The 25,832-nt window shown below is 70.4% G+C and carries 24 protein-coding genes, 1 tRNA gene and 1 pseudogene; 15 read left to right on the top strand and 11 right to left on the bottom strand.

Features of this window, described 5'->3' with window-relative positions; all coding sequences use genetic code 11:
- Positions 1 to 39 precede the first annotated feature (39 nt).
- The 4 genes from ACF1BE_RS12475 (at position 40) to ACF1BE_RS12460 (ending at position 2,208) form a co-directional block, all read left to right on the top strand.
- A complete protein-coding gene (locus tag ACF1BE_RS12475) occupies positions 40 to 1,317 on the top strand; it encodes a M6 family metalloprotease domain-containing protein (protein WP_392198966.1) in 1,278 nt (425 codons plus the stop codon).
- Positions 1,318 to 1,394: 77 nt separating this feature from the next.
- Complete coding sequence (locus ACF1BE_RS12470; RefSeq protein ID WP_392198965.1) at positions 1,395 to 1,568, top strand: helix-turn-helix domain-containing protein; 174 nt, start codon at positions 1,395 to 1,397, stop codon at positions 1,566 to 1,568.
- Positions 1,568 to 2,059, top strand: coding sequence for an IclR family transcriptional regulator C-terminal domain-containing protein (locus ACF1BE_RS12465; protein WP_392198964.1), 492 nt, complete (start codon positions 1,568 to 1,570; stop codon positions 2,057 to 2,059). Before ACF1BE_RS12470 ends, ACF1BE_RS12465 begins: the two co-directional genes overlap by 1 nt.
- Positions 2,060 to 2,132: 73 nt before the next feature.
- Positions 2,133 to 2,208, top strand: a tRNA-Arg gene (locus ACF1BE_RS12460).
- Positions 2,209 to 2,263: 55 nt separating this feature from the next.
- On the opposite strand, the pseudogene ACF1BE_RS12455 reads toward ACF1BE_RS12460, so the two are convergent.
- From ACF1BE_RS12455 to ACF1BE_RS12440, 4 genes and pseudogenes are all read right to left on the bottom strand, one after another.
- Positions 2,264 to 2,511: pseudogene (locus ACF1BE_RS12455) on the bottom strand (tyrosine-type recombinase/integrase); the annotation flags it as partial.
- 427 nt (positions 2,512 to 2,938) lie between these two features.
- Positions 2,939 to 3,430: a hypothetical protein gene (locus tag ACF1BE_RS12450; RefSeq protein WP_392198963.1), complete on the bottom strand. Its 492-nt coding sequence runs from the start codon at positions 3,428 to 3,430 to the stop codon at positions 2,939 to 2,941.
- Positions 3,418 to 4,119: a hypothetical protein gene (locus ACF1BE_RS12445; protein WP_392198962.1), complete on the bottom strand. Its 702-nt coding sequence runs from the start codon at positions 4,117 to 4,119 to the stop codon at positions 3,418 to 3,420. Before ACF1BE_RS12445 ends, ACF1BE_RS12450 begins: the two co-directional genes overlap by 13 nt.
- Before the next feature lie 504 nt (positions 4,120 to 4,623).
- A complete protein-coding gene (locus ACF1BE_RS12440; RefSeq protein WP_392198961.1) occupies positions 4,624 to 5,118 on the bottom strand; it encodes a hypothetical protein in 495 nt (164 codons plus the stop codon).
- 1,297 nt (positions 5,119 to 6,415) lie between these two features.
- Here ACF1BE_RS12440 and ACF1BE_RS12435 point away from each other — a divergent pair.
- Both ACF1BE_RS12435 and ACF1BE_RS12430 read left to right on the top strand, forming a co-directional pair.
- Positions 6,416 to 6,751, top strand: coding sequence for a MerR family transcriptional regulator (locus ACF1BE_RS12435; RefSeq protein WP_392198960.1), 336 nt, complete (start codon positions 6,416 to 6,418; stop codon positions 6,749 to 6,751).
- A 592-nt stretch (positions 6,752 to 7,343) separates the two neighbouring features.
- Entirely contained in the window at positions 7,344 to 7,907 is a 564-nt protein-coding gene (locus tag ACF1BE_RS12430; protein ID WP_392198959.1) for a fasciclin domain-containing protein, read from the top strand.
- Positions 7,908 to 8,072: 165 nt separating this feature from the next.
- Here the strand turns inward: ACF1BE_RS12430 and ACF1BE_RS12425 are convergent, their stop codons facing one another.
- Positions 8,073 to 8,597, bottom strand: coding sequence for a hypothetical protein (locus ACF1BE_RS12425; RefSeq protein WP_392198958.1), 525 nt, complete (start codon positions 8,595 to 8,597; stop codon positions 8,073 to 8,075).
- A gap of 436 nt (positions 8,598 to 9,033) precedes the next feature.
- On the opposite strand from ACF1BE_RS12425, the gene ACF1BE_RS12420 reads away from it, so the two are divergent.
- Positions 9,034 to 9,285 (top strand): hypothetical protein, encoded by a 252-nt coding sequence (locus ACF1BE_RS12420; RefSeq protein WP_392198957.1) that lies wholly within the window; start codon positions 9,034 to 9,036, stop codon positions 9,283 to 9,285.
- Between the two features lie 11 nt (positions 9,286 to 9,296).
- Positions 9,297 to 10,481 (top strand): SPFH domain-containing protein, encoded by a 1,185-nt coding sequence (locus tag ACF1BE_RS12415; protein WP_392198956.1) that lies wholly within the window; start codon positions 9,297 to 9,299, stop codon positions 10,479 to 10,481.
- A gap of 253 nt (positions 10,482 to 10,734) precedes the next feature.
- Here ACF1BE_RS12415 and ACF1BE_RS12410 read toward each other — a convergent pair whose 3' ends face one another.
- A complete protein-coding gene (locus ACF1BE_RS12410; protein ID WP_392198955.1) occupies positions 10,735 to 11,874 on the bottom strand; it encodes a glutathione-independent formaldehyde dehydrogenase in 1,140 nt (379 codons plus the stop codon).
- 214 nt (positions 11,875 to 12,088) lie between these two features.
- Between ACF1BE_RS12410 and ACF1BE_RS12405 the strand changes: the two genes are divergently transcribed.
- From ACF1BE_RS12405 to ACF1BE_RS12395, 3 genes are all read left to right on the top strand, one after another.
- Positions 12,089 to 12,277: a hypothetical protein gene (locus ACF1BE_RS12405; protein ID WP_392198954.1), complete on the top strand. Its 189-nt coding sequence runs from the start codon at positions 12,089 to 12,091 to the stop codon at positions 12,275 to 12,277.
- A 220-nt stretch (positions 12,278 to 12,497) separates the two neighbouring features.
- A complete protein-coding gene (locus tag ACF1BE_RS12400; RefSeq protein WP_392198953.1) occupies positions 12,498 to 13,004 on the top strand; it encodes a glutathione peroxidase in 507 nt (168 codons plus the stop codon).
- Between the two features lie 192 nt (positions 13,005 to 13,196).
- Positions 13,197 to 14,066 (top strand): MerR family transcriptional regulator, encoded by an 870-nt coding sequence (locus tag ACF1BE_RS12395; protein ID WP_392198952.1) that lies wholly within the window; start codon positions 13,197 to 13,199, stop codon positions 14,064 to 14,066.
- Positions 14,067 to 14,298: 232 nt separating this feature from the next.
- On the opposite strand, the gene ACF1BE_RS12390 is transcribed toward ACF1BE_RS12395, so the two are convergent.
- From ACF1BE_RS12390 to ACF1BE_RS12380, 3 genes are all read right to left on the bottom strand, one after another.
- A complete protein-coding gene (locus ACF1BE_RS12390; protein ID WP_121788261.1) occupies positions 14,299 to 14,490 on the bottom strand; it encodes a DUF397 domain-containing protein in 192 nt (63 codons plus the stop codon).
- Between the two features lie 189 nt (positions 14,491 to 14,679).
- Positions 14,680 to 15,537, bottom strand: a complete 858-nt coding sequence (locus ACF1BE_RS12385) for a helix-turn-helix domain-containing protein (protein WP_392198951.1) — start codon at positions 15,535 to 15,537, stop codon at positions 14,680 to 14,682.
- 228 nt (positions 15,538 to 15,765) lie between these two features.
- A complete protein-coding gene (locus ACF1BE_RS12380) occupies positions 15,766 to 16,521 on the bottom strand; it encodes a GPP34 family phosphoprotein (RefSeq protein ID WP_392198950.1) in 756 nt (251 codons plus the stop codon).
- A gap of 196 nt (positions 16,522 to 16,717) precedes the next feature.
- Here ACF1BE_RS12380 and ACF1BE_RS12375 point away from each other — a divergent pair, with 196 nt between their 5' ends.
- The 3 genes from ACF1BE_RS12375 (at position 16,718) to ACF1BE_RS12365 (ending at position 23,369) form a co-directional block, all read left to right on the top strand.
- On the top strand, positions 16,718 to 19,492 hold the full coding sequence (locus ACF1BE_RS12375; RefSeq protein WP_392198949.1) for a D-alanyl-D-alanine carboxypeptidase: 2,775 nt from the start codon (positions 16,718 to 16,720) through the stop codon (positions 19,490 to 19,492).
- Positions 19,493 to 19,689: 197 nt separating this feature from the next.
- Positions 19,690 to 21,555: an MFS transporter gene (locus ACF1BE_RS12370; RefSeq protein WP_392198948.1), complete on the top strand. Its 1,866-nt coding sequence runs from the start codon at positions 19,690 to 19,692 to the stop codon at positions 21,553 to 21,555.
- Between the two features lie 242 nt (positions 21,556 to 21,797).
- Complete coding sequence (locus ACF1BE_RS12365) at positions 21,798 to 23,369, top strand: sodium:solute symporter family protein (protein ID WP_392198947.1); 1,572 nt, start codon at positions 21,798 to 21,800, stop codon at positions 23,367 to 23,369.
- A 58-nt stretch (positions 23,370 to 23,427) separates the two neighbouring features.
- Here the strand turns inward: ACF1BE_RS12365 and ACF1BE_RS12360 are convergent, their stop codons facing one another.
- Positions 23,428 to 24,543, bottom strand: coding sequence for an ADP-ribosylglycohydrolase family protein (locus tag ACF1BE_RS12360; protein ID WP_392198946.1), 1,116 nt, complete (start codon positions 24,541 to 24,543; stop codon positions 23,428 to 23,430).
- 187 nt (positions 24,544 to 24,730) lie between these two features.
- On the opposite strand from ACF1BE_RS12360, the gene ACF1BE_RS12355 reads away from it, so the two are divergent.
- Entirely contained in the window at positions 24,731 to 25,231 is a 501-nt protein-coding gene (locus ACF1BE_RS12355; protein ID WP_392199133.1) for a DUF2165 domain-containing protein, read from the top strand.
- Here ACF1BE_RS12355 and ACF1BE_RS12350 read toward each other — a convergent pair.
- A complete protein-coding gene (locus tag ACF1BE_RS12350; RefSeq protein WP_392198945.1) occupies positions 25,224 to 25,787 on the bottom strand; it encodes a hypothetical protein in 564 nt (187 codons plus the stop codon). The two genes, ACF1BE_RS12355 and ACF1BE_RS12350, sit on opposite strands and share 8 nt — an antisense overlap.
- Positions 25,788 to 25,832 lie beyond the last annotated feature (45 nt).

Genomic DNA, 25,832 nt, shown 5'->3' with positions numbered 1-25,832 from the left:
CCGGAGACCGGCGGCTGCCGTGGAGCGAAAGGTCCATGTATGCAGCCGCAGCCGCCCCGCCGCCGCATACGCCCGCGCCGTGTGACCGCCCTCGCCGTGGTGACCGTGCTGACCCTCGCGGTCAGCACATCGGCAGGGACCGGACATCTGACGGCGCCCACCGCCGCCGGGCCGGTCGGCCTGGCCCGCTCCTCCGCGCTCATACCGTGCATGGTCCACGGAGGCCTGGAGGTGCAGATGACCGAAGGCCTGCCCACCCCGCCCGGCTACTCCCGCTCAACCGGCACGGTCCGCGCCCTGACCCTGATGATCGACTTCCCCGACGCACCCGGCCAGGGCAGCGCCATGGACCGCTTCCACGAGTTCTTCCCACAGACCCAGGAATGGTTCCGCACCGCGTCGTACGGCCGTCTCGACTACCGCCCCGAGACCCCCGTCACCGACTGGCTGCGGATGCCGAAGACCTTCCGGGCGTACGGCATAGAGCGCGGCGCCCCCTTCGACCCCGGCTACCGGCGTCTGGTGCAGGACATCGTCGCCGCCGCCGATCCCACGGTCGACTTCCGCAGCTACGACCTGCTGAACGTGCTCGTCACCCCGAACGCCGGCCCGTCCGCCCTGGACACCGTGCTGTCCGTGACCTTCGCCGGGAACACCGACGCCCCGGTCGCCGACGGCGTCCGCGTCGCCAACGCGTCCTTCGTCTACTCCCGCCAGGACGACGGCTCCGGCTCCTACGCCCGCACCGGCTTCCGGGTGCTGCCGCACGAGAACGGCCACACCTTCGGCCTGCCCGACCTGTACACCCAGGAGGGCGGTGGCGCCGTCGGGCACTGGGACATCATGAGCGAGGACTGGGGCGCCGACAACGACCTGCTCGGCTGGCACAAGTGGAAACTGGGCTGGCTGGACGCCAACCAGGTCGGCTGCGCGGCGGCGCGGGGCAGCATCGAGTACACCCTGACACCGCTGTACAGAACGGGCGGCAGCAAACTGCTGCTGGTACCCGTCACCGCCCGCAGCGCCTACGCGCTGGAGATACGCGCTCAGGGCGGCAACGACGAGATGGTGTGCCGGCCGGGCCTGCTGATCTACAAGATCGACACCATGGTCGACACCGGCCGCGGCCCGGTCACCGTCTACGACAGCCACCGCTCCTCCGGCGGCTGCACCCGCAGCCCCAACGTCCACGTGGAACTCTCCGACGCCCCCTTCACGCCCGGCGAAAGCTTCAAGGACCCGCGCCACGGGATAACGGTGCGGGTCATGAGCAGGGACGAGGAAGGGAACTACCGGGTGCGGATAACGCGGGCGTGAGAGGGCCCCGGGCAGGACGGGAACACCGGCCGGCCGGGCCGGAGAGCGAGGTTCGCGGTTCACCGTAGGCCTGCGGTGTGCTGCGCCGGCTGACGGAGGCGGGCGGCACACTGAGCCCGAGCGCGCTGGAGCGGGCCACCGGCCTCGCCCGCTCCACGATGGCCCGGATCACCGGCACCCTCACCCACATGGGCTACGTCCGCCTGGACGGCCGGGACGTCGCCCTCACCCCCCGTGTGCCCCCCGTGTGATGGAGCTGGGCAACGCCTGTCTGGCCGCCCTGCGCCTGCCCGCACTGCTCGGCGCGCACGCCGACGCCCTCGCCGACGAACTCGACGAGTCGGTGTCGCTCGCGGTCGCCGACCCCGACAGGATCCGCCTCCTCCACCAGGCCACTCGCCGCCGCGCGATGTCCCTGAACCATCGTGGGCGCACGCCTGCCGGCCGCCGCGACCTCCTGGCGGACACAGGCGAACCTACGTCATCCGCGCTCACCGAGGTCCGGACCCGGGGGTGCGCCCTGGTCGGCGAGGAACCGGAGTCGGGCCTGCGCTCCATAGCCGTACCGGTACGGGACCGGACGGGCCGGGCGGTCGCCACGCTGAACGTGGCCACCCACACGGCCCGCCCCACCCTCGACGACTGCGTCCAGGACCTCCTCCCGGCCCTGCGTCCGACGGCCGACCGCATCCAGACAGACCTCCACACCGCCCCCCGCTTCGCCCACGTCCCGTCCTCCTGATCAACCAGCCCCACCCCGTCCCGCCCCGATCCGGTACCCTGTGGACCGAGCGCCCACCAGGACGCCCACCCACGCCTTCGTAGCTCAGGGGATAGAGCACCGCTCTCCTAAAGCGGGTGTCGCAGGTTCGAATCCTGCCGGGGGCACCAGGCAAAAGGCCCCGGACCCATCATGGTCCGGGGCCTTCGACATCAACGGTGTCGGTCACCCGCGATCAGGACGCTCTTCCGCAGCAGCCGGTCCATGTGGCTCATGGCCTCGCGCTGGGTGCCCTGGACGACGTGGGTGTAGACGTCCATGGTGATGCCGATCTGGCTGTGGCCGAAGATCTCCATCACGACGCGGGGAGCCACCCCGGCAGCGGTGAGGAGTGTGGCGCACCCGTGCCGGGCGTCGTGCAGCCGGATCACGCGGAGGCGGGCGGACTGGGCGGCGCGGGTGAAGGAGCGGGACCGCCCGTCGACGGCGGCTCTTCGGGTCGTCGTTGTGGAGGACGCCACGCCGAGGCATGGGCGTGGCTGCACGACCGCCGTGCGGAGACCGGACGAGCCCTACTGCGGGCGGAGCCCTGCACGGTGTCAGTCACACACGCCGGCACCCGCGTCACTTGGGCCATCCGACCCGTGACCTACCTACCCCTGGCCGCCTCGTACCTGAGTACGCGTGCGCGGGGCAATCGCACGATCCGGCGGGCGAGTTGAAGAAGGCGGGCTCGGGCGCGCACAACAACGACGACAGGGCCTCCGGAAACCGCTCGGAAATGGGGTCGCACCCCCGAGCTACCAGGAGGCCCTGCCTTCATGCGCGTAAGGCCGGAAGATCACCCGACCAGGAACTCCGTCCGACTTGCAGGTTCCGAGACCGGTTGAGATACGGCTTCTAACGTCCGACGGTGATTGCCCACCGGACGTTCGAGGGTGCGGTCACACTCACCGTTCCCTGCTGACGCGTGCGCTTCAGATCCAGTTGGTTATAGGTGCTGCTGACTTCCCCGGCAACGCATTCAAGCGGGAAACTCAATCCGACCGGTTTGACCTCGACAGTCAGCTTACCGTTGCCCTTGCAATTCACCAGGACTGCCAGGGGGCCGCCCTTGAGGCCGCCTTTGACGTCCATCTCCCGGTTGCCGCTGGCGTTCACCGCCTGAGCGACGACATCTCCGTCCGGCAGGGCAGGTGCCTTGGTCACGGATTCACCGGGTATGTGTTCGGCGCGATCAGGCCTTGGCGTCCGCGTCGAAGAGGACGACGAATGAGGCGAGGCTTTCGGGCCGGCGTCCGACGCCTTGCCATCGTCGCTGCTGCAGCCGACGGCAAGAACCGTGACAGCGGTCAACGTGGCTGCGGTTACCAGAGGGCTCAGCTTTCCCACAGGTACCACCCTATGCGGAAGGGCGAGTAACTGACGACGGTGCGCTCCGGTGTGGTGGTGCAGTTCTGGTGCAGCCAGTAGCTCTTGCCGGTGTGCTTGAGTCGCCAGACACCGTACGTCGCGTGGGTGGACTTGTGGGACGGTGTGTCCACCGCGATGGAGTTCCCCAGTTTGGCCGTCAGCTTGGCGGACACGGTTACCTGGTATTTGGCCTTGACCTTGGCAAGCAGCGTGCCCACCGATGTCTCCAGCTCGCCGGTGACGGCCACGCCTACCTCGCCGGTGACCTCCGACGTGAAAGTCGACTTGGCGGTCCTTGACGTCCCGTTGTAGTTCGAGTTGGTGGGGCCTACCGCCCGGTGGTACTTGCGGCCCTGCTTGGTGGGAATGTAGACGCCATGAGCCGGGGCGCAGTCGGCAGCAGCCGGCACATCCCCGGGAAGTGGCGGCCTGGCCTCAGACGCAGGTGCTTCGGGCTGCTTGTCTACCTCATCAGCAGGGACCTCGCTGACATCTTCCTCAGGCTGATCGGGCGGTGACGTGTTGATGAGGGAGTCATCGGCTTGTGTAGATGTCGAAGACGCAGTCGATGGCGCCTCATCCTCGGCCAGCGCAGGCCCAGCCACGGCCGTGCACAGCAGGAGCGCAGTCGCGGGAACAAACATGGTGCGACGTGCTGGGATTTTCACAGGACCGCCCATCCGGTGGGGACCGCTCTGGAGGCGATCGGATGGCCTGACCGTATGGCAGGGACATGCCGGAGGCGAAAGTTCCGTGGATCTTCTGAGGGAGAGCTGAGGTTGACGGGCGGGGGTTTCCTCGTTGGGAGTCAGGCATGCTCAGGTAGATGAGAGCAGTCAGCGGAAAAACCCTGGCCACTCCGGGCGCTCGCGATCTCACCAGAGCCACCACCCGACGGCTCGCCGCCGCGCTGTCCTGATTGCTGCTGGCCGGCATGCGCAGGGTGTGGTCGCCGAAGTCCGCGACCAGGTCCAGGCTCCCGCCGAGCGCCTCCACATCGCGTTGGACGACGTCCAGGGCGGCCCCTTTCGCCGTGTTCGACCTGGGAGACCCGAGCGATGCTGACTCCCGTCCGGGCCGCTACATCCAGAACGCCGGGGCCCTGCCATGGCTGCGTCCCGGAAAGCTGTCATCAAGTCCACCTCGAATGACATGGACGGGATCACGAGACACTAGCCAACGTCCGCCGCCGCGGGACGAGTACGGCGAGACCTCCACCAACCCCGGAGCGTGTGGCCCACCAGGGCGACCGCAACGGCAACAGCCGCGAACCGCACGGTGGTCCAGGTGCCCAGAACAACCTGACTCGGCCCGCGCGACTCCGTCTCCAGGCGCTTGGAAGTCTCATAAAAAGCCACCAGGGGAACAAGCAGCCGGAAGAACAGGCCGCCGAGGCCCGGTACTTGCGCGAGGTTCCCCAGGAGCCCGAGAGGTGCTCCGAAGACGAATGCCAGCACACCCCAGAGGGCGATTCCGGATGTTCCCGCGCCTGAGGAATCCAGTCCACCCAGGGAGGCCAGGTATCCCTTGGTCAGGTAGTAGGTCACGACACCGACAGCCAGCCCCAGAGGCGCGAGAACGATCGACTCGATCGTGGACCGGCGGAAATAACCCACCAGGAACGCGTAACAGGCCCACGGCCACCCACCGGTGAAAACGGCGCCCACGGCCACACCTGGACGGCCGGCCCAGTGCTCAGCGGTAGGTCCTGTCAGGCCCAGCAGTAAGCCGAGCCCGAGTGGCACCGCGAACGACGCGGCCCGAGCACCCCGAAAGTTCACTGTCTCCCCTTCCAGCCCTGATGTGACGTTGCTCCGGGCTCGTGTGCGCCCGGAGTAATGTCCCACCCGCGGGAGATGAACCCGCATCACAGTGGGCAGATCCGTGCGTCTCCTGCCGCTTCTCCCCCGCCTTGGCGCGAGCGTCAGCCTGCCCGCAGCCGGTGCCGGCGGCAGGGGCGCGATGTACAGGCAGGCGGCGGGACGGCACGGTCACGGTGGCTTCCGTCGTCGTCGTACAGGACTCACGGCGGGGCCGGGCCTTGTGTCGGACGTGGAGGACGCGGCCGTCGAGGTCGGCGCCCGACCAGTGAAGGCCGGCGATCTCCCTTCGGCGCGGACCCATGGCGGTGGCGGCACGGAGGCCGCGTACAGCGGGACGCCACGAGGAAGCCGGAGTGGGGCCACCGCGTGCCCTTCCGTGACCGAGGCCGATGTTCTCCCTCCCCGGCACACGAAAATCTGTGTTGGCTGGAGTAGACATTGGGCGGTGGCGTGGTTATGGTTTCTCTCGTAGCCGAGATCAAGCAGGACCCGGCAGAGACGAACTGCCGGTCAGAAGTACCCGCAAGCGCGGTTCGCAGGACGGTGCGGTGGTGGAGTTCCGAAGCCAGGGTTGTTGAAGGACGGTGACGGAACTGACGACCGGACCGGGTGACTCGCAGTGATCAGGAGTCGCCGTGAGCAATGCCGTAGGAGCAGTTCAGTAGGTGCAGTTCGCAGGATCCGCAGTGTGTTTGTCAGTGGTTCCTCGGTAAAGGCGTCGGCTGCGGGCGCGCGTACCGGGAGGTTCGGCAGTGGGGTTCTGAGCCGGAGCAGATGCAGGACGGGCGACGGGCCGGCTGCCGAGGAGTGGCGCTGTGACAGGCCACCAGCAGTTCGCAACACCAGCAGTACGAAGTTCCCGCTCGGTAAGCAGTTCGTACAGAGGGAAAGAACGGAGGAGCCAGGCGCCATCAGGATCGCCCGGGCGGAGGTATTGGGCCCGGGTACCGCAGGACATCGATAGTGAGGTGGTCTCCGGTCGAGCAACCGCGATCCCCGCGCCCCCGACAGCGTTGAGGTCGGGTCCGCGGAAACAGAAGGCCGACGCAGTACAGGGTCGGCAGATGGTGTAGTAGTTCCTTCGGGGCCCTGGTGCCGGTACGGCGCCAGGGCCCCTCGACGCGTTCCGCAGAGAGGCGCGATGACCGCAGACGACTCGTTCGGCCGTCTCGATGACGACGACTACCCCGCCTACACCATGGGCCGGGCCGCCGAGATGCTCGGCGCCACCCAGAGCTTCCTCCGCGCCGTCGGTGAAGCCCGCCTCATCACCCCGCTCCGCTCCGCGGGCGGTCACCGCCGCTACTCCCGCTACCAGCTGCGCATCGCCGCCCGGGCCCGGGAACTCGTCGACCAGGGCACCCCCGTAGAGGCCGCCTGCCGGATCATCGTTCTCGAGGACCAACTCGAGGAAGCCCGGCGCATCAACGCCGAACACCGCCGCGCCGCCGAAGCGTCCGGACCGCCCGCAGCCTGAGGCAGCGCGTGGTCGTGGCCTCCGGTGAGAGGACGGGTGGGCGGGCGTCAGCTGTCATGGGGACGAGGGCGGCCCGGGCGTGTGCTCCCACTGGTCCGCAGGCGGTGACGTTCGACGTCACCCAGGTTTCCACAGGCCGAGGCGCCGTCCAGGGGCAACTCCTGAAGCGGGTGTCGCACGTTCGCATCCGATACGCGAGTGAGTACTCGTCCGGCGCCGGGAGAGCGGGGCACGCGTCCACGACGCTCGTCTGCGCGTCGACCTCGCACAGACGCAGCTCGGCGACGGATCGGCCGGGAACACCGCACTGGCCGCCGAGCCGCTCGCACAGCTCGGCGTAAGTGGCGCTGTACGGGGTCAGTTCGTGTCAGTCCTCGTCCACGATCCGGCTGGGGGCGAGTTCGCGTCCCTGCTTCGAGATGCGGCCCCCCTGACCTGCCGGATACGCTCGCTGAGTGGCCGGGTGACGATGGCCTCAGGCCGGGCGCGGCAGACGCCCCCACCCCGCCCAGCGGAAACGAAGGCGTCCGCAGTCCCAACCTCTGCAGGGTTCGCCCTCCACGGGAGGAAGGTTGCGATGAGGTTCACCCGCATGCGTACAGCGAAGGCCACCGCGGCATTTGTGGTCGCCGTCCCGCTCGCTCTCGGCGGTCTTGCGTCGCAGAGCCACGCCCAGGACGCGTCCCCCAGCCCGTCGGGTACGTTCGGTCCCGACTGTTCGTCACTCAACCAAAAGGCCAGCACGGCCAAGGACAAGGTGACAGAGGCCGCGGCCGCATATCCGCAGCTCAGCCAACTGGTCGCAGCCGTGGTCAGGGCGAGGTTGAACGGCACCCTCGACGGGAAGCCCGACATCACCGTCTTCGCTCCGAACCAGCAGGCGTTCCAGAAGGTGTCCGTGTCGCAGCTCTCCTCGCTGCTCAGCAATGAGGGGCAGCTGAAGAAGGTGCTGACCTACCACGTCGTGGACAAACAGATCACCCCGGACGAACTCTCCAAGGGCTCCTTCACGACGGTGGAGGGCGGCAAGCTGACCACGTCGGGCTCGGGCACCGACTTCAAGGTCAACGGCAACGCGAAGATCGTCTGTGGCAACATCAAGGCCGCCAACGCGACCATCTACGTCATCGACGCGGTCCTTCAGCCGCCGTCCTGACGCACGGCTCCCGTTCCCGGCGCGGGGTGACCCGTGTGGATCCGGGAACGGGAGTCGTCCCGTGCGGCTCGCGGCCCGTGGCGGCTCACTTCACTCACTTCCCGCACACCGCCGGCCGCGCACCGCGCCTCCGGGCCGCTGTTCACCGGGGCGCGGGCTCCGCCCTCAGCGTGCGCTCGTGGTGCCGATGTCGACGATGTGGTCGTACCGCTCCAGCAGCACGAAGAGCTTGGTCTTCTGCGTCGTCTCCCCGCTGCCGAAGGTCAGGGTGACGACGACCTCGTGGCCGTTGCCCACGGTGCCGTTGTCGGTCACCGTCCACTGCGCCGGGACGTTCTGGGCCCGCAGGACGCCGTCCGCCTCGTTCTTGTTCTCCCAGGCCGCCAGCCGCTTGGCGAAGTCGGGTGTCAGGTAGTGGTCGCGGAGCGCCGTGGCCAGCGTGCCGTCCGGGTCCGTGTAGTCGCCCTTCGCGTCGATGTACGCGCCGTAGAAGTCGGCGACCCGGGTCACCGCCCGGCCGGCCGTGCCGTCGACCGACTGCGGCGCGGCGGCGGTCGCCTTCGCGGGGGCATGGACGGACGCCCGTGCCGGCACCTGTGTCGACACACCGAGTCCGACAGCCAGGGCGAGGCCGACGGCGACGGCCGCGCGGCGGCCCGGACGACGGTGTGCGGGGGACTTCCAGTTCATGTGCGTCTTCCTTCTGTGGTCGTGGGTGGTTGCTCGCGGCCGGTTCACGGCTCTCGTACCGCAGGCGCCCCTGCCTCCGCGCCCCGGGTACGCGGGCACAGGGGTGCCCCGGTACGCAGGCGCGGAGTGGGTGTCGTCGCCAGACTGCTGCCGGGGTGGTTCCGCCTCGGCCGGTGCGACACCCAGAGCTTCGGGGACGCCGCGGTAGCCGCACAAGAGCTGCCGCCGCACCTGCGGCCGTGGAACCATCCCACCCCCGTCGACCTGGGAAAACGCGGTGACCTGGGATGCCCTCCTGGGATGCGGGGACGACTCGTGGCCGTCGGCCGGCCGCGGGGGTGCCGGCGGTGCAGACCGTGACGTCCTACCCGTTGGGTCCCGGCCGGGCTGGGGCTATCGTCGGAATCATGGGCCAGGACGAGGAGGACGGCCGGTGATGCCGCAGGACGAGGCCGTGATCGGCTGCACAGGGAAGCTGCTCATCGGAACTCGCGGATCCGCGGGCCCCGGCGAGATCCTGGTGCGGGTCAGAGGCGGCTTGGAGACCTTCCTCGCCTGGTCGGACGCCCCCCTGTCCGCGGGCGCGACGGTGCTCGTGATCGAATCGCGTGGATGCCGTGAGGTCGGTGTCATCGAGTGGGTGGATCCATTGGACGCGCTCGGCGAGGACACCGCCGACGCCGACTGAGGAGTACAGGCATGTTCGGATACCGCGTCCCCGCCCCCGACGAGGCGATGTTGATCTCGGGAGGCAGGCGGGGCCTGGGGGGTGCGCCGTTCCGAGTGGTGACGGGGCACGGCAAGTTCGTGCTTCCGGTTTTCCGGAAGGTCCGATTCCTCACCCTGTCCATGTGCGAGTCCGAGGTCACCGAGACGTGTGTGACCAGGCAGGGCATCGCGTTGCACGTCCGCGCGGTGATCGCCTTCAAGGTCGGCAACGATCACGAGAGCATCATCAACGCGGGCCAGCGGTTCCTCTCCGACCAGGAGCAGATGTCGGTGCTCACCGGCCGGATCTTCGCCGGCCACCTGCGGGCCATCATCGGATCGATGACGGTCGAGGAGATCGTCACGGAGCGGCAGAAGCTCGCCGCGGAGGTCCTGGACACCTCCAAGACCGAGATGGCGAAGATCGGCCTGACCGTCGACTCCCTCCAGATCCAGTCGATCGACGACGGCGACACCGGTTACATCGACGCGATGTCCGCGCCGCACAAGGCGGCCATCCAGCGGCAGGCCCAGATCGCGCAGGCGCAGGCCACCCAGGCAGCGGCCCAGGCGGAGCAGGCGGCGGCCCGCGAGCAGGCCGAGTACGCCAGGCAGACCGCCATCGTCAAGGCCGAGTACTCGGCCGAGGTGGACCGCGCCCAGGCGAAGGCCGCGCAGGCCGGACCGCTGGCGCAGGCAGACGCCCAGCAGGAGGTGCTCGCCGCCCAGACGGAGCTGGCCCAACGCCAGGCCCGGCTGCGTCAGCAGCAGTTGGTGGCCGAGATCGTGAAGCCCGCCGAGGCCGAGGCCGAGCGAGTCAGGATCCTCGCGGCCGCCGAGGCGCAGCGGATGAAGATCCAGGCGGAGGCGGCGGCCTCGTACGACCGGGTCGCACTCGACCGGATGCTGATCGACCAGCTCCCGCAGATCGTCAAGGAGGCCGCCGGCGGCCTCGCCGGGGCCAACGTCAACGTCCTCAACGGCGCGGACGGCCTCGGTGAGATCGCCGCCGGTCTGGTGTCCCAGGGCCTGACGATCCTGGACTCGGTCCGGCAGAATCTGAACGGCCAGGACTCCGACGGCCGCCGCTCCGAGGGGAGCGAGGACAGCGGTCTGCTCCGGCTGGCCGCCGGCAAGGAGCAGAAGCCGAAGGACGGGCGGGTGGACGTCGACTGAGGGGGCTGTGCACCGGCCGGCACCAGGCCTTGAGGACACGCTCGGCACAGCTCGTGAAGCGGGTGCCGCAGGTTCGGGTCCTGCCGGGGCGTCGAGAGAAGGGCCGGCCGGGAGGTTCCACCTCCCGGCCGGCCCTTTGTCGTGTCTCAGGTCATGAACGTGCGTGCGGCTGGAGCTTCACCGCTGTCCGTGGAGCGTTCGGCTCCCTCCCACGCACGCTGCTCCGCGGCAAGCCGGGTGCGTGAGAGTGCCTTCACGCCTGTGGGTGGAGAACGACCTTGGTGTAGCCCTCCACTCGTTTGTCGAACTTCTCGTATGCCGTCGGCGCCTGGTCGAGGGGCAGTTCGTGAGACACCACGAAACTGGGCTGTGCGCGGCCCTCGATGATCAGGTCACGCAGCTGACGGTTGTAGCGCTTGACGTTGCACTGGCCAGTGCCCATGCGCAGTCCCTTTTCGAACATACGCCCGACGGCAACCACCAGCATGCCCTGCTTGGCCTGCTCGTCCGGTCCGCCCGGGTCGCGCGGAACATACAGGCCCGGCACACCCAGCGCACCCGTCGGCCGTACCGTCTCCACCAGCGAGTTCAGCACGGTCGCCGGCTCCTCGCGATCCTCGCCGCGCGACTGGGCCTGGTAGCCGACGGCGTCGATGCCCTTGTCCGTACCCTCACCCGCGGTCTGCTCCTTGATCTGCTCGACCGGGTTGCCCTCGGTGAAGTTGACCGGTACGGCGCCGATCTCCTCGGCCTTCTGCAGCCGCTCGGTCACTCGGTCGACCACGAACACCTTGCTCGCGCCCCGCAGCATCGCCGCATACGCGGCCATCAGCCCGACCGGGCCGCCGCCGTAGACGGCGACGCTCTCACCGGGGCGCACGTCGGCCAGTTCGTTGCCGTGGTAGCCGGTGGGGAAGATGTCGGCGAGCAGGACGAAGTCGGTCTCCTTCTCGGTGCCCTCGGGGAGCTTCAGACAGTTGAAGTCGGCGTAGGGCACCCGCACGTACTCCGCTTGCCCTCCGACGTAGGGACCCATCGCCACGTAGCCGTAGGCGCCACCGGCGAAGCCCGGGTTCACGGTCACGCAGAAGCCGGTCATGCCCGCCGTGCAGTTCTTGCAGAAGCCGCACGCGACGTTGAACGGCATGACGACCCGGTCCCCACGGCTGAGCGTCGTCACGCCCTCGCCGACCTCCTCGACGATCCCCAGGTTCTCGTGGCCGAAGACGATCCCGGCCTCGGCGGCGGTGCGGCCCTCGTACATGTGCAGGTCGGAGCCGCAGATGGCGGTGGACGTGACACGAACGATCACATCGTTCGGGTGCTGGATCCGGGGATCTTCCACTTGCTCGACCGCTACCTCGAACGGTCCCTTGTACACAACAGCCCTCATCGTCGAGCACCTCCACTGAGTGTGCTTGCTCGATCACGAACGGGAACGACGGCAGCGAGGCCTCGTCGTCCGTCACGGAAACGGGCCTCGATCCGTGCAGCTCGACCGGTCTTCTGTGGTTTTCCTCATATTCCAGACTCGCGCATGATGAGATGATTTGCATCTAAGGGCTGTGAAGTCCTGTTTGCGCACGGCTCGGAGAGGATCAAGAACCTTGACACGACGTCTCGGTAAGCTGCTCGTCCCGGTGTCAGGGCTGTCCGGCACCAGTTATCCGGCAGGGACCCCGGTGACCATACGGGGCACCGGAGGATCGGTCGACGGCTTCGTCGACGGAGACTGGCTGCCGCTCGCCTGGTGGGAGTTCGCCGACACCGATCCGGACGACACCCCCCTGACGTGACCCGGTGCGCGAGGTCCGGGCACCCGTCCGCCCGGTGACGGGGTGGTCGTCGGCTCTCGGCCTCGGCGCAGCACGTCCGGGCCCTGGGGCCTTCCTCGGACGCGGGAGCCGCCGCAGCGGCCACGGTGTGCCCCCGCGGGCCGCGGAACTGCACGCCCCGTCTCCCGCTGCGGCGCAGCAGAGTGAAGGCCGGTCGTCAGGCAGGGGCTAGCATCCGCCCATGACGACTACTGACCACAACGGCTCCGTGCTGGATGTCGAGATCGGGGCCCTCCAGGGTGGCTCCGCTGATCTGTCGCGGTTCGCGGGCAAGGCCGTGCTCATCGTGAACGTGGCCTCGAAGTGCGGGCTGACCCCGCAGTACACGGGGCTGGAGAAGCTCCAGGAGCGGTACGCCGAGCAGGGCTTCACCGTGCTGGGCGTGCCCTGCAACCAGTTCCTCGGGCAGGAGCCCGGCAGCGCCGAGGAGATCGCGGAGTTCTGCTCGGCGACGTACGGCGTGACCTTCCCGCTGACCGAGAAGGTGGACGTGAACGGCGCGGGCCGGCACCCGCTGTACGAGCGGCTGGTCGGCTTCGCCGACGCCGAGGGGCACAGCGGGGACATCCGCTGGAACTTCGAGAAGTTCCTGATCGGGCGGGACGGACAGGTCGTCGCGCGGTTCTCGCCGCAGACCGAGCCGGATTCGGACGCGGTCACCGCCGCGATCGAGGCGCAGCTGGGCTGAGTACGGCTTGACCTTGCCCCAGGGGCAAGGACGAGCGTCCTTCTCACCGGGCGGGAACGGAACCGCCCGGTGACGGAGGAGCGAGCGAGCCGTAGGGGCCCGTCGGGGGCGGGGACGCGAGCGTGCGGCGGCCGGAGGGGCCGAGCACGGTCGGGGTCCCGGCACCGGCTCGGGTGCCCTGCCGGCGAACCGGTGACCGAGGGGGCCCGCACCGTGGACGAGGAACTGCTCAGCATCGGCGCGTTCGCCGCGCGGGCCCGGCTGTCGGCCAAGGCGCTGCGGCTGTACGACCGGCTGGGCCTGTTGGCCCCCGCCCACGTCGACGAGGCCAGCGGCTACCGCTACTACCGCGTCGGCCAGGTGGAACAGGCGCGGCTGGTGGCCCTGCTACGGCGGCTGGACATGCCGCTCGCCCGGATCGCCGAGGTGGCCGGGGCCGAGGGCGTTCGGGCCGCCGAGCTGCTCGGCGCCTACTGGGCGGACGTGGAGGCCCGGCTGGCCGGCCAGCGGACCCTCGCCGAGTACCTCCGTGGACGGCTGTCGGGAAGGAACTCCGAGATGTACGACAAGTTCGTGATCGAGACCGTGGACGTGCCGGAGCAGGTGCTGATCACCGAGTCGCGGCACACCCTGGCGGACGAGCTGCCGACCTGGATCGGGGCGTCGCTGGGACGGCTGGAGGGCGCCGCTCGCGAGTGCGGGGGCGTCACCGGGGCGCCGTTCGTGGTCTACCACTCCGAGGTGTCGATGGAGAGCGACGGGCCGGCCGAGTGCTGCGTGCCGGTGGCGGACGAGGCGGCGGCCCGGGCGTGGGCCGGACGGCACGGGCGGGCCTGGGAGCCGGGGGTGCGGGTGCAGCCGGCGGCCCGGCTGGCTTACACCCGGATCACCAAGGCGCAGGTGGCGCATCCGCAGATCCTGGCCGCGTTCGAGGCGGTGGAGCAGTGGGTGGCCGGGCGGGGGCTTCGGACGGCGGGGCCCTGCAGGGAGGTGTACTTCGCGGACTGGGAGGCGGCGGGGGCCGACGATCCGGTGTGTGACGTCGCCTTCCCGGTGCGGTGAGCCGAACCGTCCCCGCCCGGCGGGCGGACGAGCTTCCGCACCGTCCCCCCGTACGCGGCGACGGAGTCTCCACACCGGCTGCTGGGCCCCCGTGGGGGTGGAGTCCGTGGGGGAAGGCGTGAGCCCTCTCGGCTAGGACGGCGACTGGTCGAGAGGGCTCTTCCGGTGGTGCTGTGGTGCCGAGGTGCTGTGATGCTGGTTCAGTCGTCGGGCCAGGGTCAGGGAGAAGCCCTCACGCCTTGACGGAGGCCACGAAGGCGTTCCACGCGGTGGCGGGGAAGGCCAGGACCGGGCCCTGGAGGTCCTTGGAGTCGCGGACGGCGAGTTCGGCGGCGGTGGGCGACTTGACCTCGACGCAAGCGCCGTTGCCCGCGGAATAGGAAGACTTCATCCACGTCTCCGAAGCGCCCTGAATCAGTGCCATGTCCACTCCTGTTGCGAGTTGCGGTAGTGCGGTTCACGCCAACCATGTCGGCTGCTTGGCGTGATCGACGCTAGCGGGCAACTGCCGCCTTCGGAGGAGCCGTTCACTCGACCGGATGGCATGTTCCAGGTGTGTCTTCCATTGGAGTGGACCGGCGGTGTACGATCCGGCGCCCTCACGGGGAGCGGCTCAGTCGGCGTACCCTTTCGCCACATTCGCGATGTACTGCCGGGATGCTTCCACATTGAGGGACTGTGCCCGCAGATGTTCGTACATCACGGCGTACTTCTGCACGTCCTGCGCCTTCTCCAGGTACAGGTCGCTGGTGACGCCCTCCAGGTACACCACGCTGGAGTCGGCCGCGTCGGCGAACTCCAGGATCGCGTACTGGCCGTTGAGCCCCGGATGCGCGCCCACCTCGAAGGGCAGCACCTGCACGGTGACGTGCGGCAGCTGGGACATCTCCGTCAGGTGCTCCAACTGCTCCCGCATCACCAGCCTGCTGCCCACGACCCGGCGCAGGGCGGCCTCGTCCAGCACCACCCACAGCCGCAGGGGGTTGTTCTCGGCGGTGATACGTTCCTGTCGGCGCATCCGGACCTCGACGCGCTTCTCGATCTCCGCCGTCGACGTCTCCGGCAACGCACCCTGCACCAGCGCCTCGGCGTAGGCCCGGGTCTGCAACAGGCCCGTCACCAGCTGGGGTTCGTACACCCGCAGTGACTCCGCGTCGGTCTCCAGGCCGATGTACACGCTGTACGGGATGTCCCCGAAGGTGTGCCACCACCCCTGCTGCCGCGAGTCCCGGGCCATCTCCATGAGCGAGTCGACGATCCGCTGGTCCTCGACCTCGTACACCCCGCACAGATCGCGCACGTCGCGCTGGCTGATGCTCCTGCGGCCGTTCTCCAGCCGGCTGATCTTCGACTGCGACACGAGCAGCCGCTCCGCCACCTCTTCGGCCGTCATGCCCTTGAGCTCACGGAGCCTGCGCAGCTCCTGGCCCAGCCGGCGCCGCCTGACGGTGGGATTGACATTGGACGCCACGGGACGCGCACCTCCGGCTGCCTGCCTGTTACTTGACTTTCCGTATCTGCTGTTCAGCAGACTGCCACCAAGGCGCTTTCCGCCGCTGGGAAACAGTGGATATGCGGCGCACGGGTGCCGCCGCGGAAACCCGGAAGCAGCCGAGCGGGGCGGCGGACCACAAAGGTCTCACCGCCCCGCTCGGACCAGCGGCTCCCGAACCGGGTCTGCGGGAACCGGGGTTACGGCTCAGTGGGCCACGGCGCGAGCCATGGACCCGTGACGCGGCTGCATCGGAACCCCGTGTGCGGGTTCCGGCGCGGACCGGACGCCGGGCGCGGCCTGCCGGCCGGCCGGGGCCTGGCCACGGCGCGGCTGTGCGCCCGCACCGTTCTGCACGTCCATCACGGCGTGTGCGACCAGTCCGCCCATGGGGTCGTGGCGGATCAGGTCCCGCAGCCGGGACCGGGACGAGCGTCCCTCGTTCCCCGGATACAGGTGCTTGCCGAGCCCGACGGCGTGCGCCAGCGCGGCGAGCGCCGCGGTCCGCGGGTCCGGCGGTACTCCGGTGCGGATCGCGGAATCCAGCCGGGCTCGGATCTCCCGGCTGATCTCGTTGTCGGTCGCCTGATAACGCGTCGTCGGCAGCACCCCGCACATCTGGCCGGCCACGGCATGCACCATGCCGCACCTCTCCAGATGCGAGAGGTAGGTCTGGCGGAGCCCCAGGCGTGGCCCGCCGATCCAGTGGACGGCACGTACTGGAGCGCCACGCCTTCGCAGCAGCTCCAACGCGCAGTCCAAGGTCGGATCTCCTGTCGGCCGTGGCACGACCACGGCGATACGATCCCCGTCTGGGGCTATCCGTCCGGCCAGCGCCAGCTCCACTAGCTGTGCACCGGCCAGACCGAGGTCGAGCGACTGCGGCTGCGCAGTGGTACCCGTGGTCGGGTCCAGTGCGAGCAACAGAAGCTCCTCCGGAAGTGTTCTGCGGCTCCTGCCCATCCATGCCTCCCCGCGTGGATGAATGACAGGGTGACCCCTCTCACATTGGTCTGTCGAGGGCGCGTGACCGGTTCGTGAGGGAACCGGCAGGTATGTCGTTCTCGTCTACCGCAGGGGCCAAGTCCTCACACAGGACACTGGTACATGGTTCGGACAGGGCGCGCCTGCGGGCGTGCGGCGCATGGAGGAGGCATCGGTGGCGGGCGAGTCCCCCGACAGGTCGAAGCAGCGCGAGTCGTCGGCGGAACCGACGTCGGGGAGCGCGGGTTCGGTTCCCGAGGCGCGCGATCCGCGCGTCGCGGTCTCCCGCGAGAAGGATTCCTCGGGCGGCCGGGTGGATACGGCGACGAAGGTCCTGTCGGTACGGGGCGCACGGCCGACCGCGGTCACCGAGCCGGCGGAACCCGAAGCCGAGCCCTCGGCGACCCCGGACGAGGACACCGACCTCCGCACGGCGGTGTCGGCATGGGTGCGCGGTGCCGAGACCCCGAAGCCCGGTCCCGGCACGCCCGCGAAGCCCCCGGCCCCGGCGGAGCCGGTCCCCGGCGCGGACGCGCGGGACGCGAAGGCGAAGGCCGACGCGGGCGCCGAGGCCGGCACGGGCGCCGAGGCCGGCACGGGCGCCGAGGCGGGCGTGAAGGCCGCCCCGGGCGCCGACGCGAAGTCCGCCGCGGACACCGAGGCGGGTGCCGGGAACGAGCCGGACGCCGAGGCCGACGTGGTCGCGAAGGCCGTCCCGAAGGGCAGGGCCGGCGCGAAGACCCCTCCGAAGGCCGCCTCGCGGGCAAAGGACGACGCGAAGACCGACACGGACCCCGAAGCCGCCGAAGCCGCCGAAGCCGCCGAAGCGAAGGCTGCCCCGGACGCCGACGTCACCGCCTCCAGGACCCGCACAGCGGGCAAGACCGGCACGAAGGCCCGGCCCGGTGCCAAGTCCCGGGCCGGCGGGGCCAGGAGCGCTTCGAAGGGTGCGGCCGGGGATGCCGTCGCCACCGGCGCGCAGGCCGGCGCCGCTGAGGAGGTGGCCGAGGCGGGCAGGGCCGGAACGAAGCCGAAGCCCGCCGGCACCGAAGCCGTCGGCACGGAGGACGGGCCGGGGACCGGCGACGCCGAGGACGGGCCGGAGGCCGTCGACGGCCGAAGCGAACCGGAAGCCCCCGACGGCGACGCCGACAACGCACTCGAGGTCGCCGACGCCGAGGGCAGGCCGGAAGGCACTGCCGCCAAGGACGAGCCCAAGGACGCCGACGCCGGCAACGAACCCGAGGCCGCCGACGACGCGGACGCCCCGCAGGGGCCACGCGCAGGTGACGACGAGAGCCGCACGGGTGCCGCGGGCGGGAAGTCGAAGCAGGCCGGCGGCGGAGCCGAAGCCGTAGCCGTCGATCAGGCGACCGCCGTCTTCAAGGCCGTACGGCCGAAGAAGGCGGAGGTCGATCAGCCGACGACCATGCTCAAGCTCGGCGGCAAGCCGAAGCCCCCGGAGTCCGAGTCCGAGCGCACGAGCAAGTTCGTCGCGCTGAAGGACGACATGCGGCCGGCCGGCAAGGCACCCGCACCCGCACCCGCACCCGCACCTACCCCCACGACGACACCTGCACCCACGACGGCACCCGCCCCCACGCCCGCCTCCGACGCCACCACCACCGTCCCCCAGGTCGGTCCCGAGCGGACCACCCAGCAGCCCCTCCCGCCGAAGCCGCCGCTGGATCTGCTGGCGGAGCTGACGAACACGCCGCCGCCCCCGGAGACCCCGGTCCGCACCCTGGTGCGCCGGGTCAAGATCTGGACCCCCCTGGTCCTGCTCCTGGTGATCGTCCTCGCGGTCGTGCAGGCGTTCCGCCCGCTGCCGTCCCCCGCGCTCGCGCTGACCGCCGAGGACGGCTACACGTTCGAGGGTGACGCGCTGCGGCTGCCCTGGCCGGGCGAGGGCCAGGGCTGGGTGGACGTGGACGGCGTCGGCACGATGGGCCACTTCGGCAAGCAGACGCCCGTGGCCATCGGCTCGGTCGCCAAGACCATGACGGCCTACATCGTGCTCAGGGACCGCCCCCTGAAGCGGGGGCAGGAGGGTCCGAAGATCGAGGTCGACGCGAAGGCGGAGAAGGAGGGCGGCTACGACAAGGACGGCGAGTCGACGCTGAACACCGTCAAGGCCGGCGACCACCTCACCGAGAAGCAGGCCCTGTCGGCCGTCATGATCCCCTCCGCCAACAACATCGCGCGGCTGCTCGCACGCTGGGACGCGGGTTCGGAGGCGGGGTTCGTCAAGAAGATGAACGCCACCGCCAGGGAGCTGGGGATGACCGGTACGACGTACACCGACCCCTCGGGTCTGAAGGAGACCACCGTCTCGACGGCCGAGGACCAGGTGAAGCTGGGCCGCGCGGTCGTGAAGGTGCCGGCGCTGGTCGACATCACCAGCGCGGCCAGCTGGACGGATCCCTCCGGCCGCAACTGGCCCAACTACAACGAGCTGCCGTACCGGATCGGCGCGATCGGCATCAAGACCGGCACCACCACCGCGGCCGGCGGCAACCTGCTCTTCGCCTCCCGCAAGCAGGTCGGCGGGCAGACGATCACCATCGTCGGCGCGATCCTGGACCAGCAGAAGCCGCCGATCCTCACCACGGCCAACGAGGTCAGCAAGACCGCGCTGCTCGCCGCCCAGAAGGCGCTGACCCCGTCGAAGATCCTGAAGAAGGGCGATGTGGTCGGTTACGTGGACGACCAGCTCGGCGGCCGTACCCCGGTCGTGGTCACCAGGGACGTCCTGGCCGTCGGCTGGTCCGGTCTGAAGGTGAGCCTGTCCTTCACCTCGGGTACGGTGCCGCACACCGCGAAGGCCGGCACCCGGGTCGGTTCGCTCACCGTGGGCGACGGCTCGGCCGGCGGGGTGAGCGTTCCGGTGGCCCTGGAGAAGGACCTGACCGCGCCGGGGCTCGGCGCGAAGCTGACCCGTATCCGCTGACCCTGTCTGCCGGCCGGCCCGGCCCGCACCCCGTCGACGGAGCCCCACCCGGGAGCCCCGTGGCGGGGTGCGTGCTAGCGTCACGAATCGGGCAGGCCGCCGGTCGCGGGACACGGCGGTGAACTGGACGGGAAGCGGCCGGGACCACCGAGGAAAGCGGCCGAGAACAGAAGACGGGACACGGGGAGTGCCTTCAGGTGGCCACAGTGGAGCCGACACGCGCCGACGACACAGATCCCGGCCCGGGACCCGGGCCTCGAATACGCCGGCCGGCGACTGACGCGGAGCCGACCGCCGCGCAGACGAGCGGCGCGGACGCACCCGCCGCCGGGACACAGGCGGGCGGCCCCGCGCCGGGTGCCGTCGACGCTCTCCGGCAGCGGCTGCTGCGGCATCCGGTGCTGTCGCTGACCGCGCTGTCAGGTGTGCTGCACATCATCTGGTTCTTCACGTTCGCGAACAGTGGTGGCGATCTCGCGGCGCAGGACGCCTGGGCGGAGTTCGTCGGCCGGCACCCGGACTCGGCGTACAACCTCGCCTGGTACGGGGGCATGCACCCGGTGTCGTACAGCGTGGTGTCGCCGTATCTGATGTCGGTCCTCGGTGTCCGTACGACGATGATGATCGCCGGGACGGTGTCGGCGGGCCTGCTGACGCTGGTGCTGATCCGCAGCCGAGGGGTGCGGAACCCGCTGTGGGCCTCCCTCGCCGGGGTCGTCGCGTTCCTGTGCAACGCGATCTCCGGGCGGGTCACCTTCGGGCTCGGCATGATGTTCGCGCTCGGCGCGGTCGCGGCCGTGTTCTGCTGGCCGCACCGGTGGCGGTACAAACGCTGGGCGAAGGCGCTGGTCGCCGCCCCGCTGGCCGCGCTCGCCACGATGGCGTCGCCGGTGGCGGGGCTGTTCGTGGGTCTGGTCGCGGCGGCGCTGTTCCTCCAGAAGCGGCGGCCGGGCGCGTGGGCGCTGGGGCTCGCGCCGACGGCGGTGGTCGCGGTGTCGGCCTGGCTGTTCCCGTTCTCCGGCACCCAGCCGATGGGCATCGGCTCGGTGATCCTGCCGCTGCTCTACGGCCTGCTGTGCCTGTTCCTGGCGCCGAAGGAGTGGGTGACCGTCCGGCTGACGGCCGCGGTCTACAGCCTCGGTGTCGTCCTGGTGTGGCTGATCAGCTCGCAGATCGGGTCGAACATCTCCCGGCTGCCGATGCTGTTCGCGGGCGCGACGCTGATCGCCGTACTGCCGTACACGGTGCGGAAGTCGCGCCCGTGGTACCTGACCGTGCTCGCGCTGCTCGGCTTCACCGGCTGGCTCGGTTTCAAGACGGTGGACGACATCATCCACACGACGCCGGCCGCGTCCTGGGCGCGGGAGCTGGCGCCGCTGGTCCACGAGTTGCAGAAGGCCGGTGCCGAGAAGGGCCGCGTCGAGGTGGTCCCGGCCCGCTCCCACCGCGAGGCGTCGGCCCTCGCCCCGTACGTGAACCTGGCCCGCGGCTGGAACCGGCAGGCCGACATGGAGCGCAATCCGCTCTTCTACGACGACACGCTCAACTCGGCGAACTACCACGAGTGGCTCCAGCGGTGGGCCGTCCACTTCGTGGTGCTGCCCCGGGACAACCCGGACGGCGACGGCGGTGAGCGCGAGCGGGAGCTGCTGCGGCGCGGGATGCCGTATCTGGAGCAGGTCTGGGGCGACGCCAACTGGCAGTTGTTCAAGGTGACCGATCCGGCGCCGCTCGCCGAGCCGAACGCGGTGGTGGACCGGGCCGAGCAGGGGGAGATGACGCTGGAGGTGCGCAGGGCGGGGCGGATCCTGATCCGGATCCCGTACTCGCCGTGGCTGAGCGTCGTCGACGAGCACGGCAAGAGTGTGCGGCCGCCGCAGCTGTCCCCCGACGCGCCGAAGACGTACCGCAACGTCGACGGGTGTCTGATGCAGACGCCGGAGGACGCGAACGGGGACCGGTGGACGGTGTTGCTGGCGCCGCACACGGGGACGTACCGACTGGCCGCGCCTTATCAGCTGCCGCGCGGTACGCCGTGCCCGGACGAGCTGAAGACGCCCTGACGGGCGGGGCGGTGGGCCGCGCGCGCGTCCCTCCGCCCGCCTGACGCAGGTCCCCGCGGTCGCCTGACAAGCGGCCCGGCCCGCCGCCGTGGTGGCGCGGTGCCGGGCCGTTGGCGTTTCAGCGCGGGACCACCGCCCACGTTCACGTAGATGAACCCCGGTCAACCTCACGGACGATTTTACCTCGACTTGACTTACCTCTTGCTTGTCGTGTTCATGTGCTCGGACCCACGATCGGGCACATGAACAGTCTCGACTGGGCCGTGCTCATCGGCTACTTCGGCGTGATGGTCGCGATCGGCGTCTGGTCGCACAAGCGGGTGGACAACGTCTCGGACTTCTTCACGGCCGGCGGCAGGATGCCCTGGTGGCTGTCCGGCATCTCGCACCACATGTCGGGCTACAGCGCGGTGATGTTCACCGGGTACGCGGGCATCGCCTACACCTACGGCGTCACCTCGTTCATCACCTGGTCCTTCCCCATCGCGTTCGGCATCGCCATCGGCTCGAAACTGTTCGCGCCGCGGATCAACCGGCTGCGCTCCCGCCTCCATGTGGCCTCCCCGCTGGAGTACCTGAAGAACCGTTACGACCTGCGCACCCAGCAGGCGCTCGCCTGGTCCGGCATGCTGCTGAAGATCGTGGACGTGGGCGCGAAGTGGGCGGCGATCTCCACCCTGCTGGCGGTGTTCACGGGCGTGTCGCTGAACCAGGGCATTTTGATCACCGGCGCGATCACGGCGGTCTACTGCACGATCGGCGGCCTGTGGGCGGACGCGCTGACCGAACTCGGCCAGTTCATCATCCAGTTGCTGGCCGGCGTCTCCATGTTCGTCGCGGTCGTGGTGAAGCTCGGCGACCGGCACATCGGCTTCCTCGACGCCTGGGACGAGCCGGCCCTGCACGGCCACGGCAAGCCGCTGGTCGGCCCGTACACCACGGTGTTCCTGCTGGCGTTCCTGTTCATCAAGCTCTTCGAGTACAACGGCGGCATGCTCAACCAGGCCCAGCGCTACATGGCGACGGCCGGCGCGCACGAGGCCGAGCGCTCGGCCCGGCTGTCGGCGATCCTGTGGCTGGTCTGGCCGGTGGTCCTGTTCTTCCCGATGTGGATGTCCCCGCTGCTGGTCCACGCGCAGAAGCCGGACGGCTCCGACTCCTATGCCCTGATGACCGAACAGCTGCTGCCGCACGGCCTGCTGGGCCTGGTCATCGTCGGTTTCTTCTCGCACACCATGGCCATGTGCTCCTCCGACGCGAACGCGATCGCGGCGGTGTTCACCCGCGATGTGGCGCCGGTGCTGTCGGCGCGGGCGCGGGCCTGGGGCGAGCGGTCGGGACTGGTCGCGGCCCGCGTGACCACGGTCGTCTTCCTCGGCCTGTCCATGGCGGTGGCCACGCAGGTCAACTCGCCCGCTTTCAAGGACATCATCACGGTCGTCATCAAGTGGGTGGCCGGTCTGATGGGGCCGATCGCGATCCCGATGATGCTCGGTCTGCTCCGCCCGTTCCGCCGCTCCGGCCCGACGGCGGCCCTCACCAGCTGGGCGACGGGCCTGCTGGCCTTCTGGCTGGTCAACTACCCGATCAACTGGAACATCGACGGCGGCGTCCCGCTCCAGTACCAGGTCTCGGTGCCGCTCGCCGTCTCCCTGGTCCTCTACGTCCTGGTCGGCTATCTGAAGCCGGAGGACACCCCGGAGCGGCTGGCCGTCATCGAGAAGGTCAACACGGACGGGGACGCGACGGCGGCGGTCCCGGCGCCGGCCACGGCGGGAGACGACATCGTCGCGGCGCCCGACAAGCCGCTGTAGGCGCGGGTGCCCGAGCCGCTGGACGGCACCGGCTCCGGGTCCCCCGCGCCGGGCCGCGTCACGCCCTCGGGTACCGGGCAAGCCAGCCCGGTGACGAGCCGGCGGGGCTGTGCAGGGCGGGGCCCTGGGTCATCTCCATCGCGAAGTCGTCGGCGAGTTCCAGCATCGTCGGGCGGCCCTCCAGCTCGGCCAGCCAGGCCGGGGGGAGGGCCGTCTCCCCGTGCAGGGCGCCGAGGAGGCCGCCGGTCAGGGCGCCCGCGGCGGCCGAGGGGCCGCTCTGGTTCACCGCCAGGCACAGCCCGTGCCGTACGTCCTCCCCGACCAGCGCGCAGTACACGGCCGCGGCCAGCAGCCCGTCCGCCGTGCCGTCCCCGGCCAGTTCCTCCACCCGGGCCGGACCCGGGACGCCCTGCCGTACGGCGCCGAGGGCGTGCCGGAGGGCGTCCGTGACCGGCTGGTGGCCGGGGCGGACGGCGAGCAGGCCGAGGGCCCCCCGTACGGCGCCGTCCAGGCTCTCGCCCCGGGCCAGCCCGTGCACGATCACGGCGTACGCGCCCGCCGCCAGACAGGCGAGGGGGTGGCCGTGGGTCTGGGCCGCGCACTCCACCGCCAGCTGGACGACGAGCTGCGGATCCCAGCCGACCAGCAGCCCGAACGGCGCCGACCGGGCGACGGCCTCCGGCCCCGCTTCGCCGGGGTTCTTGGGCCGCTCCAGCGTGCCCATGGCGGCGTCGCCGAGCCCGATGAGCAGCGCCCGGGTCGGCTCGCGGCGGGCGTACAGCCACTCCTCGCGGGCCAGCCACCCGTCGTCCTTGCGGCGTTCGTCCGGCCCCCAGTCGGTCTGGGTGGCGGCCCAGCGCCGGTACGCCCGGTGCAGGTCGGTCGGCGGGTGCCAGGCGCCGGTGTCGCGGCGCACCTGGGCGCGTATCAGCCCGTCGACGGTGAACAGGGTCAGCTGGGTGTGGTGGGTGACCGTGCCCCGCCGTCCGTGTCCGAAGGCGAGGTCGAGCAGCCCCTCGGGGCCGTAGGAAGCCCGGATCTCGTCCAGGGACAGCGCGTCCGCCGGGCCGCCCAGCGCGTCGCCCACGGCGGTGCCGAGGAGGGTGCCGCGCACCCTGCTGCGGAAGTCCTGCTGTTCGGCACGGCCCCAGACGGCGCCGGACGTCGCACCCACCAGGCCTCCTCACGGCACCGTCCATCCGTACGACGCTAGGCACTGTAATCGACCGGGGACGGTCCGTTCAGTGGGGCGAAGCGGGCCGAAGGGGACGGGGGCGGCGCGGGGTGGCGGATTCCGTGCGCGGGGATCGCGGCACCCCGGCGCCGGCCGCCCGCGGTCGGGCAAGATGCCAGCCATGGACATGACCACGCGCACCTCGCGCACCGCCAGTACCGCGGCCGGCATCCTGACCGGCATCCTCGCCCTGTACATCGCCCTGGTGGCCGTCGGGAACATCACCGACTTCGGCACGAACCAGCAGTTCGTACGGCACGTACTGGCGATGGACACGACGTTCCGGGACGACGCCCTGATGTGGCGGGCCATCACGAGCACCGGCCTCCAGGACACCGCCTACGTCCTGATCATCGCGTGGGAGACGGTGGCGGCGCTGGTCCTGGTGTGGGGCACGTACCTCTGGGCGCGGGGGCGGCACGGTCTCGCCCGGCGCGTGTCCACCTACGGGCTGCTGATGCTGCTGCTGCTCTTCGGTGCCGGGTTCATCGCGATCGGCGGCGAGTGGTTCGCGATGTGGCAGTCCAAGAGCTGGAACGGGCTGGACGCGGCGACCCGGGTGTTCCTGATCAGCGGGGTCGCCCTGATCGTCAACCACCTGCCCGGCGGGCGGCCGGACGCTAGTTGACGACCGCGACCCTGGTGCCCTGGTCGCCGAAGGCCCACAGCGCGGCGCCGTCCTCCTTGTGCATGCGTATGCCGCCCAGCTTCTGGCCGTTCGCGGGCGGCGGCGAGGCACCGTCCAGGGCATTGGAGAAGGCGATGTTCACGCCGGACGCCTTGGTGAAGTACATGACGTGCTCGATCTCCACGCCGTCCGAGCCCTTGAGGGACTGGGTGCGCAGGGTGACCGAGTAGCGGCCGGGCCGCGGGCCGACCGTGCCCGGCCACACCGGGAACGTGCGGCCGGCCCGGCCGGTCGCGTCGACCAGCCACACCCGCTTCGCGCCGAGCGAGTAGACGATCCGGCGGCCCTCGCCGGACGCGTCCGGCAGGGCGGGCGCGGCCGGCGTCCTCGGCGTCGGGGAGGCGTGGGCACTCGCCGACGCCGACGGGCCGGGCCTGGCCGTCGCGGCCGTGGGGTGCGGCGCGTGGTCCGCCTGCACGGCGAGGGCGACGACGACCGCGGTCGCCCCCGCTGTCAGACCGGTGACCCAGGCCCACGAGGGCAGTAGGGCAGCCACGGGTACGCATCTCCTCCGCTACGGGGCCCCTTCTGGGATCGGGGG

The sequence above is a fragment of the Streptomyces sp. NPDC014991 genome, from assembly GCF_043080665.1.
In the GTDB taxonomy this organism is placed as follows: domain Bacteria; phylum Actinomycetota; class Actinomycetes; order Streptomycetales; family Streptomycetaceae; genus Streptomyces.
Note: the sequence above shows the minus strand (reverse complement) of the source record. Positions and strands in the feature narration are given on the sequence as shown.

What these genes read in the sequence shown, in the direction of transcription:
- ACF1BE_RS12475 (WP_392198966.1), top strand. Translation starts at nt 40, where the DNA reads ATGCAGCCGCAGCCGCCCCGCCGCCGCATACGCCCGCGCCGTGTGACC.
- ACF1BE_RS12465 (WP_392198964.1), top strand. Translation starts at nt 1,568, where the DNA reads ATGGAGCTGGGCAACGCCTGTCTGGCCGCCCTGCGCCTGCCCGCACTG.
- ACF1BE_RS12435 (WP_392198960.1), top strand. Translation starts at nt 6,416, where the DNA reads ATGACCGCAGACGACTCGTTCGGCCGTCTCGATGACGACGACTACCCC.
- ACF1BE_RS12430 (WP_392198959.1), top strand. Translation starts at nt 7,344, where the DNA reads ATGCGTACAGCGAAGGCCACCGCGGCATTTGTGGTCGCCGTCCCGCTC.
- ACF1BE_RS12425 (WP_392198958.1), bottom strand. Translation starts at nt 8,597, where the DNA reads ATGAACTGGAAGTCCCCCGCACACCGTCGTCCGGGCCGCCGCGCGGCC.
- ACF1BE_RS12420 (WP_392198957.1), top strand. Translation starts at nt 9,034, where the DNA reads ATGCCGCAGGACGAGGCCGTGATCGGCTGCACAGGGAAGCTGCTCATC.
- ACF1BE_RS12415 (WP_392198956.1), top strand. Translation starts at nt 9,297, where the DNA reads ATGTTCGGATACCGCGTCCCCGCCCCCGACGAGGCGATGTTGATCTCG.
- ACF1BE_RS12410 (WP_392198955.1), bottom strand. Translation starts at nt 11,874, where the DNA reads ATGAGGGCTGTTGTGTACAAGGGACCGTTCGAGGTAGCGGTCGAGCAA.
- ACF1BE_RS12400 (WP_392198953.1), top strand. Translation starts at nt 12,498, where the DNA reads ATGACGACTACTGACCACAACGGCTCCGTGCTGGATGTCGAGATCGGG.
- ACF1BE_RS12390 (WP_121788261.1), bottom strand. Translation starts at nt 14,490, where the DNA reads ATGGCACTGATTCAGGGCGCTTCGGAGACGTGGATGAAGTCTTCCTAT.
- ACF1BE_RS12380 (WP_392198950.1), bottom strand. Translation starts at nt 16,521, where the DNA reads ATGGGCAGGAGCCGCAGAACACTTCCGGAGGAGCTTCTGTTGCTCGCA.
- ACF1BE_RS12365 (WP_392198947.1), top strand. Translation starts at nt 21,798, where the DNA reads ATGAACAGTCTCGACTGGGCCGTGCTCATCGGCTACTTCGGCGTGATG.
- ACF1BE_RS12355 (WP_392199133.1), top strand. Translation starts at nt 24,731, where the DNA reads ATGACCACGCGCACCTCGCGCACCGCCAGTACCGCGGCCGGCATCCTG.